This window comes from Leifsonia sp. RCC_180, assembly GCF_058138205.1.
On the sequence record NZ_CP200340.1, the window covers coordinates 2,606,757 to 2,623,460 of the forward strand.

General features: G+C 68.4%; 15 protein-coding genes. 5 read left to right on the forward strand and 10 right to left on the reverse strand.

The features are described from left to right. Positions 1 to 12: 12 nt before the first annotated feature. The 5 genes from AB7E03_RS12840 to fliO are packed head-to-tail and all read right to left on the reverse strand — an operon-like array spanning position 13 to position 3,458. Positions 13 to 1,107 carry an EscU/YscU/HrcU family type III secretion system export apparatus switch protein gene (locus AB7E03_RS12840; protein WP_489941784.1) on the reverse strand — a complete coding sequence of 365 codons (1,095 nt, stop codon included), beginning with the start codon at positions 1,105 to 1,107 and terminating at the stop codon, positions 13 to 15. Next, positions 1,104 to 1,865, reverse strand: coding sequence for a flagellar biosynthetic protein FliR (locus AB7E03_RS12845; RefSeq protein ID WP_489941785.1), 762 nt, complete (start codon positions 1,863 to 1,865; stop codon positions 1,104 to 1,106). The genes AB7E03_RS12840 and AB7E03_RS12845 overlap by 4 nt, the downstream gene beginning before the upstream one ends. Then, positions 1,865 to 2,140, reverse strand: coding sequence for a flagellar biosynthesis protein FliQ (gene fliQ / locus AB7E03_RS12850; protein WP_441784167.1), 276 nt, complete (start codon positions 2,138 to 2,140; stop codon positions 1,865 to 1,867). Before fliQ ends, AB7E03_RS12845 begins: the two co-directional genes overlap by 1 nt. Then, a complete protein-coding gene (fliP, locus tag AB7E03_RS12855; protein ID WP_489941786.1) occupies positions 2,137 to 3,000 on the reverse strand; it encodes a flagellar type III secretion system pore protein FliP in 864 nt (287 codons plus the stop codon). Before fliP ends, fliQ begins: the two co-directional genes overlap by 4 nt. After that, entirely contained in the window at positions 2,961 to 3,458 is a 498-nt protein-coding gene (gene fliO, locus AB7E03_RS12860) for a flagellar biosynthetic protein FliO (protein ID WP_489941787.1), read from the reverse strand. The genes fliP and fliO overlap by 40 nt, the downstream gene beginning before the upstream one ends. Positions 3,459 to 3,552: 94 nt before the next feature. Between fliO and AB7E03_RS12865 the strand changes: the two genes are divergently transcribed. Both AB7E03_RS12865 and AB7E03_RS12870 read left to right on the forward strand, forming a co-directional pair. Continuing rightward, positions 3,553 to 4,281, forward strand: a complete 729-nt coding sequence (locus tag AB7E03_RS12865) for a formylglycine-generating enzyme family protein (RefSeq protein ID WP_489942911.1) — start codon at positions 3,553 to 3,555, stop codon at positions 4,279 to 4,281. A 198-nt stretch (positions 4,282 to 4,479) separates the two neighbouring features. After that, positions 4,480 to 5,598 (forward strand): hypothetical protein, encoded by a 1,119-nt coding sequence (locus AB7E03_RS12870; RefSeq protein ID WP_489941788.1) that lies wholly within the window; start codon positions 4,480 to 4,482, stop codon positions 5,596 to 5,598. Position 5,599: 1 nt separating this feature from the next. Here the strand turns inward: AB7E03_RS12870 and fliN are convergent, their stop codons facing one another. Further along, the gene (fliN, locus tag AB7E03_RS12875; protein ID WP_489941789.1) at positions 5,600 to 6,313 is read right to left on the reverse strand and encodes a flagellar motor switch protein FliN; all 714 of its coding nucleotides are present in this window, start codon (positions 6,311 to 6,313) and stop codon (positions 5,600 to 5,602) included. Positions 6,314 to 6,318: 5 nt separating this feature from the next. Continuing rightward, positions 6,319 to 7,203 carry a flagellar motor switch protein FliM gene (locus AB7E03_RS12880; RefSeq protein WP_489941790.1) on the reverse strand — a complete coding sequence of 295 codons (885 nt, stop codon included), beginning with the start codon at positions 7,201 to 7,203 and terminating at the stop codon, positions 6,319 to 6,321. Between the two features lie 125 nt (positions 7,204 to 7,328). Here AB7E03_RS12880 and AB7E03_RS12885 point away from each other — a divergent pair, with 125 nt between their 5' ends. The 3 genes from AB7E03_RS12885 to AB7E03_RS12895 are packed head-to-tail and all read left to right on the forward strand — an operon-like array spanning position 7,329 to position 9,303. Beyond that, positions 7,329 to 7,655 carry a flagellar FlbD family protein gene (locus AB7E03_RS12885; protein ID WP_489941791.1) on the forward strand — a complete coding sequence of 109 codons (327 nt, stop codon included), beginning with the start codon at positions 7,329 to 7,331 and terminating at the stop codon, positions 7,653 to 7,655. After that, on the forward strand, positions 7,656 to 8,474 hold the full coding sequence (locus AB7E03_RS12890) for a motility protein A (protein WP_489941792.1): 819 nt from the start codon (positions 7,656 to 7,658) through the stop codon (positions 8,472 to 8,474). A 1-nt stretch (position 8,475) separates the two neighbouring features. After that, positions 8,476 to 9,303, forward strand: a complete 828-nt coding sequence (locus AB7E03_RS12895; RefSeq protein WP_489941793.1) for a flagellar motor protein MotB — start codon at positions 8,476 to 8,478, stop codon at positions 9,301 to 9,303. Between the two features lie 9 nt (positions 9,304 to 9,312). On the opposite strand, the gene AB7E03_RS12900 is transcribed toward AB7E03_RS12895, so the two are convergent. The 3 genes from AB7E03_RS12900 to AB7E03_RS12910 form a co-directional block, all read right to left on the reverse strand. Further along, positions 9,313 to 9,972, reverse strand: coding sequence for a nucleotidyltransferase domain-containing protein (locus AB7E03_RS12900; protein WP_489941794.1), 660 nt, complete (start codon positions 9,970 to 9,972; stop codon positions 9,313 to 9,315). 89 nt (positions 9,973 to 10,061) lie between these two features. Then, positions 10,062 to 10,682, reverse strand: coding sequence for a hypothetical protein (locus AB7E03_RS12905; RefSeq protein WP_489941795.1), 621 nt, complete (start codon positions 10,680 to 10,682; stop codon positions 10,062 to 10,064). A 73-nt stretch (positions 10,683 to 10,755) separates the two neighbouring features. Next, the gene (locus tag AB7E03_RS12910; protein ID WP_489941796.1) at positions 10,756 to 16,545 is read right to left on the reverse strand and encodes a DUF7927 domain-containing protein; all 5,790 of its coding nucleotides are present in this window, start codon (positions 16,543 to 16,545) and stop codon (positions 10,756 to 10,758) included. Positions 16,546 to 16,704: the final 159 nt, after the last annotated feature.

Below are 16,704 nucleotides of genomic sequence, written 5' to 3' on the forward strand. Positions count from 1 at the left end.
CCTTGTTCGGCTTCACGAGAGCCCTCCCTGCAGCTGGGGTCGCATGGTGTGGATGCCCGCGGACGAGCCGCGCTGCTTCAGCGACATGACGAACGCGAGAACCCGCGCGACGGAGTTGTACAGCTCGACCGGGATCTCGTCGCCGATCTGACAGCCGGCGTGGAGCGCCCGGGCGAGCGGGATGTCCTTGACGATGGGCACGCGTTCCTCCTCGGCCTTCTCCCGGATGCGCAGGGCGATCGCGCCTGAGCCCTTCGCGACCACGCGCGGGGCCGACTTGCCCGGCTCGTATTTCACGGCGACGGCGATGTGCGTCGGGTTCACGAGCACCACATCCGAACTCCCGATCGCCGCGATCATGCGGTTGCGGCTCATCGCGAGCTGACGCGAACGGCGGTGGGAGCGGACCAGCGGGTCGCCCTCGCTGTTCTTGTTCTCGTCGCGAATCTCCTGCTTGCTCATACGCGTGTGCTTGCGGTTCCGTCGCATCACGACGAGCACGTCGAGTCCGGCGAGAACGAGACCGGCGCCGATGGCGGCCTGGAGGAGTCCTGCCGTGCCCCCCGACGCGGCGGAGAGCAGCGAGGCGAGCGGCATCGATCCGGAGGTGAGCAGCACCGGCATGAGGCCCTGCACCACCAGGAACAGCCCGATCGCCACCACTCCCGATTTCAGGAGCGTCTTCGCGCCCTCCCACAGCGCGCGCATCCCGAACACCCGGCCGATGCCCTTGACGATGTTGAACTGCTCGTACTTGCCCTCGAGCTTCTTAAAGTGGATGCCGCCCTGCACCGCCGCCGCGCCCACCACGGCGAGCGCCCCCACGCCGAGGAGCGGTCCGATGGTCGCCATGATGCTGCCGAGACCGTCGCCGAGCGCGGTGACCGCCTTGGCCGGGTCCGGGCTCTCGATGACCGAGCGGATGCTGAACAGCTGCTCGATCGCCGCCGTACTGCCGGCCTGCAGGGTGAACGGGAGCATCACTGCGGCGGCTCCGACGCCGACCCAGGCGGTGAGGTCGGACGACTTGCTGAGGCGGCCCTTGGAGCGCGCCTCCTTCATCCGCTTCTCGGTCGCCTGTTCGGTGCGTTCCTGCGCGTCGCTCACCCGCCCACCCCCAGCATGATCTTGACGGCGGTGTCGGTGAGGCCGGACACCACGCCCGGCAGGGCCACGAACACGATGGAGGAGAGCACGACCGTGAGCATGATCTTCAGGGGGAAGCCGAGCGAGAACGCGTTGAGCGCGGGGGCGACGCGCGTCAGCAGGCCGAGGCCCACATCCGCCAGGAACAGCACGACGATCAGCGGACCCGCGATCTGCAGGGCCGCGACGAACATCTGCGTAACGCCACTCACCATCTCCTTGACCGGGTCGGCCAGGTCCATTCCGGCGGCCAGTGGGATGGCGTCGAACGTGCGCACCAGGCCGCCGATGATGAGCTGGTAGCCGCCCGACGCGAACAGCAGTGCGAGGGCGGTCAGCTGGAACATCCGGGTGAACTGGGCGCCGTTGATCATCGACTGCGGGTCGAACGCCTGCGCCAGCTGGAAGCCGCCGAACAGGTCGACGAGGTTGCCGGCCGACTGGATCGCGGCGAAGACGAGGAACACGAGAAATCCGAGCGTCGCCCCGACGGCGAGCTCACGGACCATCCCGAGTATGAAGGCGCCCGTGTCGCCCGAGTGGTAGCCCGCCCCGACGCGCGGCGCGACGGCGATCGCCAGGCCGATCGCGAGCATCCCCTTCACCTGGGCGGGGAAGCCGTTGTACGAGAACGGCGGGGCGATGACGAGGAACGCGACCATGCGCAGCGACGCCAGAGCGACCGCCTCGATGAGCCCTACGTCGATGGGGATGTTCATCAGCCACCGCCCAGCAACTGCGGGATCTTGTCGAACAGCACGTGGGTGAACGTCACGAGCTCGGAGATCATCCACTGTCCGCAGATCAGCAGGGCGATCGCGACCGCCGCCGCCTTCGGCACGAAGGAGAGCGTGACCTCCTGGATCTGCGTGATCGACTGGACGAGCGAGATGGCGAAGCCGACGACGAGGGCCGTGATGACGATCGGCGCCGCGAGCTTCGCGGTGACCATGAGCCCCTGCATGGCGATGTCGAGGACCGCGTTCGGGTTCATCCGCCACCTCTGTAGCTCGTGATGAGACTCGTGATGATGAGCCCCCAGCCGTCCACCAGCACGAACAGCAGGATCTTGAACGGCAGCGAGATCATCACCGGCGGGAGCATCATCATGCCCATCGACATCAGCGCGGCGGAGACCACCATGTCGATCACCAGGAACGGCACGAAGATGACGAAGCCGATGATGAACGCCGCGCGCAGCTCGGAGATCATGAACGCCGGGATGAGCGTGAGCATCGGCACGCCGCTGACATCGTGCGGGTTCGGCCGGCCCGCCGCGCGGGTCATCAGCGCGATGTCCTCCTCGCGGGTGTGCGCCGACATGAAGCCGCGCAACGGCGCTTCGGCCGCGTGCATCGCCGCTGTGAAGTCGATGTGACCGGCGAGGTAGGGCTGAACCGCCGTGTTGTTGATGTCCACGAGCACCGGGCTCATGATGAACAGGCTGAGGAAGAGCGAGAGGCCCGCGAGCACCTGGTTCGGCGGGATGGACGGAAGCGCGAGCGCGTTCCGCGTGATCGCGAGCACCACGAAGATCTTGGTGAACGACGACATCATCAGCAGCAGCGCGGGCGCCACCGAGAGCACCGTGATCCCGAGCAGAGTCAGGATGGCGGCGCTGGGCGTGCCGTTCGGGCCGTTGATGTCGAGGGTGATGCCGCCGGTACCGCCGTCCGGGCCGGTCGGACCGGTCGGGGTCGGGACGGGCGTCGGGACCGCGTGCGCGGCGTTCGCGCCCAGCAGGACGATGGCGATCGCGATCACCGCGACCAGTGCGCAGGCGAGCGCGAGGCGGGGCAGCCGCCCGGCGCGCGTCACTTCTTGGGCCGCACCGCCGAACTCGCCTGACGCCACGTTGCCGGGGACAGGATCGAGCCTTTGAGTGCCTCGTCGAAGAGCGAGGCGCGTCCCTGCGCCGTGAGGAAGTCGGCATCCTGCCTGGAGGTGGTGCTGGTGGTGCGTGTCGTGCTGATGGTGCTGGTGTCGGTCTCGCCGGTAGTGCCGTTCCTGGCCTCCACCTCACGGACGGGCTTGAGCCGGGTGACGTCCGCGTCCTGCGGGCGGTCACTGGCGTGGAGGACGCTGACCTGGCGATCGGTGACGCCAAGCACGAAGCGGTTGCCGTCCACATCCACGACGACGACCGACGCCTTGGGGCCGACGCCCTGCCTGCCCACGACCGTCACCGCGTTGCCGCGGCGCCGGCGCGCCGAGCTGCGGCCCTTCGTGACCCGGCGCTGCACGAACCAGAGCAGGGCCACGATCACGCCGAGCACCACGAGCACGCGCAGGGCGATGAACAGGGTCTCCACGTCCCGCACTATCGACCGCCCGCCCGCTCCCGTTAGCTCCCGCGCGGCGAAACACGGTCGTGCGAGGTGAAAGGCTGAGGGGGTGGACATCGAGATGGCTCGGATACCGGCGGGGAGCGTCCAGCTGCACGATGCGCGGCGGAAGCTGCGCCGGATGGTGGAGCTCGAGGAGTTCGAGCTGGGCACCTTCGCTGCGACCGAAGCAGAAGTCGCCGAGCTGATCGGAGTGCCCTCGCCTCACCCGCGACGACCCGCGACCGGGATCAGCTGGCTGCGCGCCGTGCGGATCTGCAACGCGGCATCCGAGTGGGAGGGGCTGGACCCGGCATACACGTTCGACGGTGAGGACGTCACCTGGCACGTGGACGCGGACGGCTACCGCCTGCCGACGGAAGCCGAGTGGGAGTACGCCTGCCGCGCCGGCTCGACCGCCCCGCACTACGGCCTGCTGACGGAGGTGGCGTGGACCAGTGCGGACGGCCTCAGCGCACCTCAGGACGTCGGCCTCCGCCTCCCCAACCTCAACGGGCTCTTCGACACGCTCGGCAACGTCTGGGAGTGGTGCTGGGACCTGCTCGACCCCGGCCGCTACCGCGACTACCGGGTGTTCCGCGGCGGAGGCTTCGCCGACGATGCGTGGAACGTGCGGGCTTCCGTGCGGAGAGGCGGCCCGCCGCGTACCGGGCACGAGGACCTCGGGTTCCGCTTCGCGCGCGGCGGGTTCGACGCGACCGCCGCCGCTCAGGGCTGGTCTGCGGCCGAGGATGCGGAGCGAGCGGCCCTCGATGGCCCGCTGCCATCGGGATGGACCCCGCTGCGGTGACGGCGCGCCGTCATCATCCGCGCCTCGTCCCGTCATATACAGGTGACGGTGCTCGCCGACGGCAGGACCGTTCGACGCGATGACCATTTCCGGGGGGAACCACCAGTGACCGATGCCGACACTTCAGCGCAGCCCGAAAACCCTCCGGCGGCGGAGACTCCTTCGCCTGCGAAACCCCGGGGACGCGCCAGGGTCTGGGTGTGGACGACCGCCTTCGTGGTGCTCGCGGCGGGCGTCGGAATCGGAACCGGGATCGGCTGGCGCGCGCTCGCGCTCGAGAGCACCGTGGAGGCGTCGCACCAGCTGTCGGCGGCCTCGGACAAGCTGTCCGATGTCACCGACCTCCGGGGGATCGCACTCGACAAGGCCCACGCATCCGTCGCCTCCCTCACCGAGTACACCCAGCACCCGCGCCCGGACTACCTGGGCGACGCCACCGCCAAGGCGCTTGCGGCGGCCGACGCCGACCTCACGGCGAAGAGCAAGAACCTCACCCAGGCGACGTTCGACGCGCCGAAAGTGCCCGCGGTCGGTCTCGACCTCCTGCCATGGACCGTGTTCGCGGACGTCCAGCACAAGCAGGCGCTGGCCCGCCAGGAGGACGCCCTGCGGCGGAAGCGAGCGGCGGAGCTCGCGGCTCTGGTCGCTGCGCAGAAGGCGGTCACGAAGAGCTACGCCGCCGTCTACCAGGAGCTGGCCGCGCATGGCGAGCAGGTGCTGACGGCGGATGTCTCCGCCACCTACGAGAGCAAGATTCCGCTCCGGCACGCCATCGACGACGGCAAGTCGGATGTGGCGCAATCGCAGTCCAACGGCACCGAGCTCCTCACGATCATGACCGCCGTGGACGGCGTCAACGCCGCGCAGGCGGCCGGCGAGGCGGCCAAGCAGGACCCGGCCTATCCGACCCGCGCCCAGATCGAGGCGTACGCACGCTCGATCGCCCACGGCGTCACCCTCGACTTCGAGTGGCACAAGGAGGTCAGCGGGCTCGGCGACGACTGGTACTCGGGCACGACCCAGTACCGCTACGACGACGGCGGCTGGGCGACCATCGACCTGAACTTCAGCATCCAGGAGGGGTGGACCTACGGCGACGTGAATGCGAAGGCCCTGGTCACGCACGAGGTCGGGCACTCGCAGGTGGTGCGTCCTGAATGCAGGACGCTGTTCGACGGGCCTGCTTTCCATCAGAACGACGAAATGTGGGCCACCGCCTGGGCGATCTCGATGGGCTTCGACGTCCCAGGTTCCGGGATCGAGGCGTACGGGCGCCCCAGCGACGAGCAGATCGCCGTCGCCGGGCAGTGCCGCTGAGTCAGTCCAGGTCGGCGGCCGCGTCGAGGATCTTGGTGATCCGCACCGCGTAGTCCTGGTCGACCACGACGATCTCGCCGTGCGCGATCAGCCGCCCGTTGAGCAGGACGTCGGCGGGCGATCCGGCCGACCGATCGAGCTCGATGACCGCACCCGGCTCCATCGCGAGCACGTCGCGCACGGCCATCCGCGTGCGACCGATCTCGACGGTCAGCGCCATCTCGACGTTGCTGATGCGGCCCAGCTTGCCGCCGAGAGCGCTCGCACCGGCACGTTCGGCGACGGATGCGCGACCGCGGATCGCAAACCAGCCGGCAACCCCGGCAGCGCCGGAGAGAGCGAACACGGTTGTGGCCGGGTCGGCGAAGAGTTCGGCCGCGTCCTCCGTGCGGGCGTCGTCGAGCACACCGGCGCCGAGCGTGTCGCTGGCCGCCTCGAGGGCCGGCTGCAGCACATCCTGAAGCGACACCACCGGCGAGCCGTCGGCGCCGTCGTCCACCAGCTGCGGAGCCTCGAGGAGCACCACGGCGAGGTCCGCCGAGGGCGCGCCGACGAACGTCGCCACCACGGCACGGTCCGCACCGTGGACCTCCGACCCCTGCGCCAGCAGCGGGCTCAGCGGCGCGCCCGTCGGCAGCACCCGGGAGAGCGCCTCGGCGGCCGCCTGCGCCTGGCCGAGCGACAGCCCGGTGGAGTTCGCGATAGTCATGCTCATGGGAATCAGTCCTCAGTGTTGGTGATGACGCAGGCGAGACGCGAGCCGCTCGAGCCGAGAGCGGCCGAGGCGACGGTCTGCCCGCCGACGGTGAGATCGAAGGGCCGATGCTGTGGATGCGGCAGCGGAAGCAGGTCGCCCACCGCGAGCCCGAGCACGACGCTCGGACGGACGCTCGCGGGTGCAAGCCGGAGCGCCACTTCCACCGGGACGCGCGCGAGCTGCGCGTCCACCAGCTCACGCGCGTTCTCGGTACTGTGGGTCGGGTTGGTCTCGCCGAGCTGTGGCAGCAGAGCCACCGCAGGAAGGGCGAGGGTCGCTCGCGCGGTGTTCTCGCCGACGTGCAAGTCGAACCCGGCCACGATCATCAGCTCCGAGGTCGCCGCCGCCTGCGCGAACTGCGAGTTGTACTGGATCGCGTCCACCGCGATCGCGTTCACCAGCAGGGAGCCGAGCGAGTAGCGGAGATCCTCCAGCGCTTCGTCCATCAGGCGGCGGACCAGCGCGTGCTCGATCTGCGTGAAGGTGCGCTCGTGGTCGACCGGCGTGCCCTGGCCGCCCAGCATCGTGTTCACCCACGACAGGGCGGCGATGGTCGGGAACTGGATGACCGCCTTCGGCGCCACATCCTCCAGCTGGCACAGCACCATCGCGGTCGTGGCCGGGAGCGACGCCGCGTACTCGTCGTACGTTTGCATCTGCACGAAGTCGCACTCCACCTGGCTGAGCACGCGCACCTTCGCCGTGAGCTGGGTGCCCCACTGGCGGGCGAACGTCTCGAACGCCAGCTCGAGCACCCGGGAGTGCTCGCGCGCAAGCGTCGTCGGCCGCCGGAAGTCGTAGACCGGCGCCTCGAGCGCATCCGGTGCCGGGGCCTGCAGAGTCGTCACGGTGCCCACTATCGGCCGGTGTCCGGATCCCGTTAGCAACCCGCGGTCCCCCTAACGACCGACCGCCGTGGGCCGATAGTGGGCTCGTGACGGCTCACCCGGAGCCGAGACCAGGATTCGCCCCCATGATCGTCGTCACCCGATTGAACGACAGCCAGTTTGCGGTCAACCCCGACCTCATCGAGCGCATCCACGCCAGTCCGGACACCACACTCGTCATGGTGGACGGTGCGAAGTTCATCGTCACCGAGTCCATGGCCGATGTGATCGAGAAGATCGCCGCGTACCGGGCGCGTGTGATCGCTCTCGCCCACGACCTCCCCTCCGTCGGCCCGCGCCCCGTGCCCGCGCCGCCGCTCGGACTCGTGACACTGCCCGGACTGGAAGACCACGACACGGTTCAGGCTCACCCCGAGGCCCGCGCTGTCCCCCTGCGAGCAAGGAAGAAGTAGATGGACCCGGCAACGATCATCGGCATCGTCCTCGCGTTCGGCTCCGTCGTCGCGATGGTGACGATGGAGGGCGCGCACCTGAGTTCGCTGCTGCTGCCCGCCCCCATGGTGCTGGTCTTCGGGGCCACCATCGCGGTCGGGGTAGCCAGCGGCACGGTCAAGGACTTCCTCACGGCGGTGAAGTCGCTCCCGCGCGCCTTGCGCGGGAAGGTCGAGCCGCCGCAGCAGGTGATCGACCAGGTCGTCGGGCTCGCCGAGAAGGCGCGCGCGAACGGCTTGCTCGCGATGGAGCAGGAGGCGGACGGTGTCGAGGACCCGTTCCTGAAGCGCGCCCTGCAGAACATCGCCGACGGCACCGACGGCGACGAACTGCGCGTGCTGCTGGAGGACGAGATCGCCACGCGCTCCAAGAAGGACAGGGTCGCCGCGAAGTTCTTCAGCGCGATGGGCGGCTACGCGCCCACGATCGGCATCATCGGAACGGTCGTCTCGCTCACCCACGTGCTCGAGAACCTGGCCGACCCGGGGGAGCTCGGTCCTATGATCGCGAGCGCGTTCGTCGCCACGCTCTGGGGACTCCTGTCGGCCAACTTCCTCTGGCTGCCGCTCGGCGCGCGCCTGCGCCGGCTGTCCGAGCTGGATGTGGAACGCATGAACCTGCTCATGGAGGGCGTGCTGGCCGTGCAGTCCGGCAGCCAGCCGCGTCTCCTCGGCGAGCGCCTGCGTGCCATGATCCCGGACGGCGACGCCGAGAAGGCCACTGCGAAGAGCGGCAAGCCGGCACGCGGCGCGAAGGATCCCGTCGAGGAAGCCGCCTGACATGTCCGCCCGCCGTCGGAAGAAGCACGAAGAGCCCGAGGAGCACGAGAACGAGGAGCGCTGGATGGCCTCCTACATGGACATGGTCACCGTTCTCATGTGCATGTTCATCGTGCTCTTCGCGATGTCGACGGTGGATGCGAAGAAGTTCGAGGCCCTCAAGGACTCCCTGGCGACCGGCTTCGGCCAGGTGAAGACGCAGAAGGTGGACACGGCATCCGGCGTGGTCGTTCCGCCGAAGCACGTGGACGAGTCCGGCAAGTCGACCGAGTTCGCTCTCGCGCAGCAGGAGGTGCAGAACCTCCAGCACCTGAAGGATGTCATCCAGGCGGCCCTCACCCGCGACGGCCTCCAGGATGCGGTCGAGATGAAGATCGATTCCCGCGGCCTGACCATCGGCCTGGTCGGAAACTCCACCTTCTTCGACTCCAACCGGGCCGAGCTGAGTGCCCGCGCGGTCGCGGTGCTGAACGACATCGGCCCAGTGCTCGCGCCCACCGCCTACAGCGTCTCCGTCGAGGGTCACGCCGACCTCCGCCAGCCGGGCGCCCCTTACCCGACCAACTGGGAGCTCTCGGCCGGACGCGCGACCAGCGTGCTGCGTCACCTCGTCGAGGTGAACGGCTACCCGCAGGAGCGCATCGCGGCGGTCAGCTTCGGCTCGGCCCGGCCGGTCGCCGGCTTCACCGGCACCACCGACAACGACTTCGCGCAGAACCGTCGAGTGGATGTGGTGGTGCTGTCGAACCAGCCGGAGGACGTGCGCAAACTCATCCCGCAGGCGCTGCAGTCGCCCCCGCCGACGACGGCGCCCGCCGCCTCCGGCTGATTCCGCGGATCAGGGGCCTCGGGGCGCGGGGCCGTCAGGGTGTCGTTGGAGCTGCCGATCGATGCGCTCGATCCATGGATGCTCAGGATGCGCGGTGAGGAGGGCTCTGCCGAGCCAGCCGAGATTGCTCGCATCCAGTAGGGGAAGGCTGCGCTCGAAATCGCGGTCATCCTTCGGCCGGGCATTCTTCGCCTTCAGGAGCAGCTGTACTTCTGGCCGGAGGTACGTCACACCGTGGTGCTCCCAGAGACAGTCGATCAGAGGCCGCGTCACCCGCTCATCTCGCTTGAAGATCCAGGTACCGCCCTCCACGGATTCCAGTATCACGTCGTACTCCCACGGATGGGCTCCGCTTGGCCGCAACCACACGTTGCCGACGCCCTCGGGAAGGTGCTGTGCCGAGCCGCCGAGCAAAGGGGTCAGACTCCCGGCGGCCGCCCATGCATCCAACTCGGGAGAGATGAAATCGACGAATTCATGGAGCGATTCCCGTGGTATCCCGATATCGAGATCGCCGTGCTCACGCGTCGATCCCACGAACGCATCCATTGCCCAACCCCCGGCGACCCACCACTGCCCGCCGTAGCCGGCAAGCTGAGCCGCCGCATCCTGCGGGGTCCGGCTTCTCCACGGGCCGTACAGGCGAACAACCTCGTTGTGATCGAGCACGCTGTCATCGTAGACACCATCGAGTACACGAAGATTGCACGCGCACAGGGTGATTCGCGTGCAATCTCGGTGTACTCGACGGAGGTGGGTTACGCCGAGTTCCGTGAGCGCTGACCGCGCCGACGTCGCAGGGAGAGGGTGACGGCGGCGAGGATCGCCAGGACAAGGAGGACGCCCCCGGCGATGCTCCAGCCGACCACGGCCAACTGCGTGCTGCTCTGCGCTGCAGGCTTGCTGGTGTGTTTTCCTCCGGGCGTGTCGATGACACCGGTGATGAAGCTGGCATCGGCGGTGCGCACGACCGGCGACGGGGAGTCGCCCACGTAGACGCTGGCGAGCGTGGTGACCCGGCGTTCGGTAGTGGGGATCTTCCCGATCGTCGCCGTGAGGGTGAACGAGGTCGTCTTGGCCGTAGCGATCTTGGTGCTCCAGGTCGCTTGATTCTTCTCGACGGTTGCGCCCTCTGTGTCGGAGAGCTTCACGTAGGGCGGCGCGTCCAGCACGATCCTGACGTCCGCATCGGCCTCGCCCAGATTCTTGACCTGGCCGGTGTAGGTGACGGAGTCGCCGGCAGTGACCGTCTTCTCGCTGCTCTTCAGCGTGACCGAAAGCTGCGCGGCAGGTGCGGCCTCGGTGACCGGGGCTGCCCCCGTCAGCAGCGTGGCAGCAACGAGGGTGGAGAGAATGGCTTTGACAAGGGTTGCGCGCATGGTGTTTCCGTTCAGGGTGGTGGGTGGGCCGAAGCGCTGGGGAGCGTCGGCCCACCCACCCGTCAGGCGGCTGCTAGGCGTTGCGGCGGCGGCGGCTGAACGCGATACCGGCTCCGGCCGCGATCAGTGCGAGCGCCGAGATGCCCGCGATGCTCAGCCAGTCCCCGATTCCTGTGGAGGCCAGGAACGCCGGCGCCGGCGGGTTAGGGTCGCTGACCTTGGTCGTGGTCGAGCAGCCCGGCTCCGCGCCGGTCACACAGGTCCCGCCTGGGGTGAGGACCGCGTTCTTCAGCGCGTGGTCACCCTTGTCGGGGTTGTTCACCGTGACCGAGTAGGTGACGGTCTGCGTTGCACCCATTGCGAGCGGTCCGGCCCAGGACAGGACGGGTGCTGCGTAGACGGCGCCGGCGGTCGCGTCCTTGTTGTAGGTCGCATCGTCGAGAACAGCCGACAGGTTGTCGGTGAAGGTCGCCGGGGCGGCCGCCGTGTAGTCGGCCTTACCGGTGTTGGTGAGGGTGATCGTGTAGGTCACCTTCTTACCGGGGGCGGTGCTGGTGCTGTCCACCGTCTTGGTAGCAAGCAGCGAACGGACCGGCGTGGTCGTCGCACAGTCGACCGTGCAGCTTCCGCCGTCGGAGGTCGGACGGACGAAGTTGTTCAGCACCTTGTCGCCGGCGTCCGCGCCCTTCACTGTCACCGAGTAGGTGATGGTGACCGTGGCGCCTGCGGCGAGCGGTCCCGACCAGGTCAGGTCGGTCCCGGTGACAGTGGCGCCGTTGCTGGCATCGCCGTTGTAGGTGGCGTCGTCCAGCACTGCCGACAGGTCGTCGGTGAAGGACGCCGGGTCGGCGGCGGTGTAATCCACCTGGCCGGTGTTCTTCACGGTGACCGTGTAGGTCACCTTTCCGCCCTGGTCCACGGTGCTGCTGGATGCGGCCTTGGACACCGTGTAGGAGCCGGAGGGGACGATCACGCTACAGGCCGGGTCGTTCGAGCCGACCTCGCAGTTGCCGCCGGTGCCCGTCACCACGGTGTTCGGCAGGACCGAGTCGCCGGTGTCCGGGTCGTTCACGGTCACCGAGTAGGTCACCGTCACGGTCTGGCCGACGGCCAGCGGACCCGACCACGACAGGGTCGGTGCAGCATAGGTCGCACCGCCGGTGGCGTCGTTGTCGTAGGTCGCGTCATCCAGCACACCGGACAGGTCGTCGCTGAAGGTCGCCGGGGCGGCCGCCGTGTAATCGGCCTTGCCGGTGTTCACCAGCGTGACCGTGTAGGTGATGACTCCCCCGGGGTTCACGACGTTGGTGTCCGCGGTCTTGGTGGCCGTGTAGGACTGGACCGGCGTGTTGGTGGTGCAGTCACCGGGCGTGACGCAGCTGCCGTCCGGCCCCTCCGGCGCGACGGCGTTCGTGAGCTGGTGGTCGCCGTTGTCGGGGTTCTTCACGGTCACCGAGTAGGTGATCGTCTGCGTGGCCCCGATGGCCAGGGGACCGGACCAGGTCAGGGTGACACCGTTGACGGTGGCGCCGTTGCTGGCGTCGCTGTTGTAGGTGGCGTCATCCAGCACCGCGGTCAGGTCGTCGTGGAACGACGCAGGAGCTGCCGCGGTGTAGTCCGCCTGGCCGGTGTTCGTGACCGTCACCGTGTAGGTGAGGACATCGCCGGGGTTCACCTGGGTGGCGGAGGCGGTCTTGGCGACCGTGAACGACTTCACCGGATTGGTGGTGGTGCAGTCGCCCGGTGTCTCGCAGTCACCGCCGGGGTCGGTCGGCACCACCGCGTTGTTCAGCGTGTGGTCACCGGCATCCGGAGTGTTGACAGTCACCGAGTAGGTGATCGTCTGAGTGGCGCCGGCCACCAGGGCTCCCGACCAGCTCAGGGTCGGTGCGGTGTAGGTGGCGCCGTTGGTGGCGTCGCCGTTGTAGGTCGCGTCGTCCAGCACCGCGGTGAGGTCGTCGTCGAACGAGGCGGGGTTGGCGGCCGTGTAGTCCGCCGCACCCGTGTTCGTCACCGTGACCGTGTAGGTCACCTTGGTGCCCGGAGCGACGGCGCCGGCCGGGGACGAGGTTTTCGTCAGCCTGTACGACGCCACCTCGTTGGTGGTTCCACAGCTGCCCGGGGTGGCGCAGTCGCCGCCGTCACCGGGGACGACCGCGTTTCGGAGCACCTTGTCGCCGGTGTCCGGGTCATCGACCGTCACCGAATACGTGATCGTGCTCGTCGCCCCTACGGCAAGCGGGCCGGACCAGGACAGAGTGTTCCCGGCGACCGTGGCACCACCGCTGGCGTCGCCGTTGTAGGCGGCGTCATCCAGCACTGCAGTCAGGTCGTCGGCGAACGAGGCGGGCTCCGCGGCGGTGAAGTCGCCGGTTCCGGTGTTGGTCACCGTCACCGTGTAGGTGACCACGTCGCCTGGATTCACGTTGCCGGCCGGGCTCGAGGCCTTCGCCACGCTGAAGGTACGGACCGGGGTGACGGTCGAGCAGTCGCCGGCCGGGTCGCAGCCGCCACCGGGGACCGTCGCCCGCACGGTGTTGCGGACGGACTTGTCGCCGGTGTCCGGGTCGTCGATCGTGACCGAGTAGGTGACGACGATGGTCTGACCGATCGCGAGCGGGCCGGACCACGTCAGGTTCGTCCCCGTGACCGTGGCGCCGTTGCTGGCATCCCCGTTGTAGGACGCGTCATCCAGGACGCCCGAGAGGTCGTCGGTGAAGCCGGCAGGCTGCGCCGCGGTGTAGTCGGTGTCGCCGGTGTTGGTCACCGTCACCGTGTAGGTGACCGTGTCGCCCGGCTGCACGAGCGTGGTGCTGGCCGACTTCGCCACCGTGTAGGAGCCGGACGGGATCTCGACCACGCAAGCCGGGTCGGTCGAGCCGGCGGGGCAGCCGCCGTCGACCGGGGTCACCACCGCGTTGCGCAGTTTCTGGTCACCGGTGTCCGGGTTGTTGACCGTCACCGAGTACGTGAAGGTGGTCGTCGCCCCGACCGCGAGCGGGCCCGACCAGGCGAGCGTGGGAGCGGTGTAGGTTGCGCCGCCGGAGACATCCCCGTTGTAGGTGGCGTCATCCAGCACAGCGGAGAGGTCGTCCGACCAGGTCGCCGGGTCCCCGGCGGTGTAGTCGGTCTGTCCGGTGTTCGTCACCGTGACCGTGTAGGTGATGACGTCGCCCGGGATGACCTGGTTGGCATTCGCCGTCTTCGACACGCTGTACGACTGCACGGGCGTGTTGGTCGTGCAGTCGCCCGGAGTGACACACGTTCCACCGGTGCCGGGGATGACCGCGTTCGTCAGGATGTGGTCGCCGTTGTCCGGGGTCCGCACGGTCACCGAGTAAGCGATCGTCGCGGTCGCGCCCACAGCGAGCGGGCCCGACCAGGAGAGGATGTTGCCGCTCACCGTGGCGCCGTTGCTGGCGTCCCCGTTGTAGGCGGCGTCATCCAGCACCCGGGCCAGGTTGTCCGTGAAGGAGGCCGGGTTCGCTGCCGTGTAGGGCACCGTCCCCGTGTTGGTCACGGTCACGGTGTAGGTGATCGTGCCACCCGCCTTCACGCTCGATGCGGAGGCCGACTTCGACACGGTGTAGGAGGGCTGGTTCGGCGTGTTCGTCACCGTGCAGGTGTAGGCGGTCGCGGCCGCGACGGTCAGCGTCCAGGCCGAGGTCCCGCCGCCGGTAGTGGCTGGGTTGCCGTTGCCGTCGACACACACGATCGTCGGGGCGTAGGAGGACAGCGCGTCCGGCGATCCGGCCGCCATCGCATCCGTGATCGTGTAGGTCGCACCCTGCGACACCGGCCAGTTCGTGGTCGACGCGGTCGTGTTCGTCCCGGTCGTCGTGGCCGCCGTCAGGGCCGTGCCGGCGGCGTTCTTGAGGCCGACGGTGAACTGGTCGGCCGGCTGCACGCGGCCCCCGACGTTCTTGACGACGGTGATGGTCGGGATGGGAGCCGTTGCACAGCGGGCTCCGTCGTTCCCACCCGACACCGGTCCATTGGCCACGAGGATGGTGGCGCGGGTCGCTGGATCGATGCGGTAGATGCGGCCGGTGGTGTTGTCGGACGCGTAGAGATAACCGGACGCGTCGGCATAGGTTGCACCGACCGTCAGGCTCGTCACACCGGGCAGGGCGCCCACGACGGTCGAGGTGTGAGTGACAGGGCTGAAGGCCATGAGCGAATTCGCTCCGGTGGCGCTGTTCAGCCCGATGGAGTAGAACGTGCCGTTGATGAAGGTCCAGTCCGACCCGATGGTCGACCACCCGGCCGGGGTGCTGCGGGTGCCGGAGGAGAGCACCTGGCCGTACGTGGGCGATCCCGGTGCGACGTCGATCTGGAACCACGGAGCGTCGAAGGCGGACGTGGTCACCCAGAGGTGACCCTGATTGTCGACGTCCCCGACGTTGAAGCCTGCAGTGCCGGCGATACCTGTGGGCAGACCCAGGTCGATCTCCGCGCCGTCTCCGGCGACTTTGACCAAGTGGCCCGCGTAGGGGCCCGAGATGGCGAACCCGTAGACGAAGTTGTCGAGGATGTTGTAGCCGACAGCGTTGACGTTGTCGGGAGTCGAGCCCGACACCGAGTTGGCACCCGTGGCCAGGTCGACCTGAACGATCTGGTGGGTCGCGGCATCGGGCGTTTGGAACAGGTAGCCGAAAGCCGTGCAGGTCCACACCGGCGGGGTGGTGACGGTCAGCGTGGTGTCGGCCGGCGGATTCAGCCCGGTCTCGGTGACGTTCGCCGGGCCGTTGGTGTAGCTGCCGGGCGTCGTGGCAGTGACGTTGACGGTCACAGTGCAGGACTGCATCCCAGCGGTGAGGTTGCCCGTCACGCCGACCGTGGTGCCACCCGCGGCTGCGGTGACGACGCCTGCCGGGCAGGTGGTGGCCGCAGCCGTCGGCGACGCGAGCGTCACACCGGCGGGCAAGGTGTCACTGAACGACCAGCCGTTCTTCGCTGCGAGCTCCGACGTGTTGGTGACCGTGAAGGTCAGCTTGCTCGTCTGTCCGGAGTAGATCGAAGTCGGGGAGAAGGACTTGTCGAGCTGCGGGGTGACATCCAGGATGCGGATGTTGTCGAACGCAGCGTCGTTGCCGGTACCCGAACCGTTCGCGTTCGTCATCCGGATCCCCAGGGTGGAACCGTTGAAGAGGACGGATCCGGTGGACGTGTAGGTCCCGACGTTGACCGCCCGCGCGGCCAGAGTGCCGTATGCAGGGACGGTGACCGTCTTGGTCGAGGTGCATGCATTGATGACGCCGCCGACGTTCGTCGCAGTGCCCGCCTGGTTGATGAATGCGAACTGGTACTGCGGAGCCGACACCTGGCAGTTCACGGCCGAACCGTCGACGCTGAAAGTGAGGAACCGTCCGGACGCCGAGGCGAGCGGGAGATTGTTGATCGTGCGGAACTCGACTCCGTTCGCGCCCGGGTTCCCTTCGGTGTACGCCGTCACCGCGTGGTTCGCGGCAGGGGTGGCTGAGCCGCTGTTGACGCCGAGGGCGTAGGCGAGTTGCCCGAGGTTGGAGGTCTCCACGTCGTTGATGCAGTTTCCGAGCGTGGTGGCCGGGGTGTTCATGTTGCGGATCTGCCCGTTGCAGCCCGTCAGCCACGCCGCATCAGCCGTGTACTTCTCGCCGCCGGCACCGGTGTAGGCGGTCAAAGCGACGGGAGCATTCGCCACGCCGTTCTCGAAGCCCTCCTGGAAGACCACCGTGTTCGCCTGCGGGGTGCCGGGTGTGCCGGGCGCCGCGGACGCCGGAGCAGAGGTGATCGCGACCGTGCCGCCCACTGCCAAGCTCGCCACCACCAGGAGCGCGCTCAGCGTTGCCGAGATCCACCGTGACGGTTGACGCACCGACACGTCCGACCTCCGGCGTTGACCACCCATCGATGCATGACGCGGCACAGCGATTCCTCTCCCCGAAAGATGCCGGATGCGAAAGAGGGCACCCGGCAGATTCTCAGCTAATCGAACGACGCGCCCTGCATTCCAGTTGCGCGGCGTGATTCACCCGGTGAC

What these genes read in the sequence shown, in the direction of transcription:
- AB7E03_RS12845 (WP_489941785.1), bottom strand. Translation starts at nt 1,865, where the DNA reads ATGAACATCCCCATCGACGTAGGGCTCATCGAGGCGGTCGCTCTGGCG.
- fliQ (WP_441784167.1), bottom strand. Translation starts at nt 2,140, where the DNA reads ATGAACCCGAACGCGGTCCTCGACATCGCCATGCAGGGGCTCATGGTC.
- AB7E03_RS12865 (WP_489942911.1), top strand. Translation starts at nt 3,553, where the DNA reads ATGGCTCGGATACCGGCGGGGAGCGTCCAGCTGCACGATGCGCGGCGG.
- fliN (WP_489941789.1), bottom strand. Translation starts at nt 6,313, where the DNA reads ATGAGCATGACTATCGCGAACTCCACCGGGCTGTCGCTCGGCCAGGCG.
- AB7E03_RS12885 (WP_489941791.1), top strand. Translation starts at nt 7,329, where the DNA reads ATGATCGTCGTCACCCGATTGAACGACAGCCAGTTTGCGGTCAACCCC.
- AB7E03_RS12890 (WP_489941792.1), top strand. Translation starts at nt 7,656, where the DNA reads ATGGACCCGGCAACGATCATCGGCATCGTCCTCGCGTTCGGCTCCGTC.
- AB7E03_RS12895 (WP_489941793.1), top strand. Translation starts at nt 8,476, where the DNA reads ATGTCCGCCCGCCGTCGGAAGAAGCACGAAGAGCCCGAGGAGCACGAG.
- AB7E03_RS12905 (WP_489941795.1), bottom strand. Translation starts at nt 10,682, where the DNA reads ATGCGCGCAACCCTTGTCAAAGCCATTCTCTCCACCCTCGTTGCTGCC.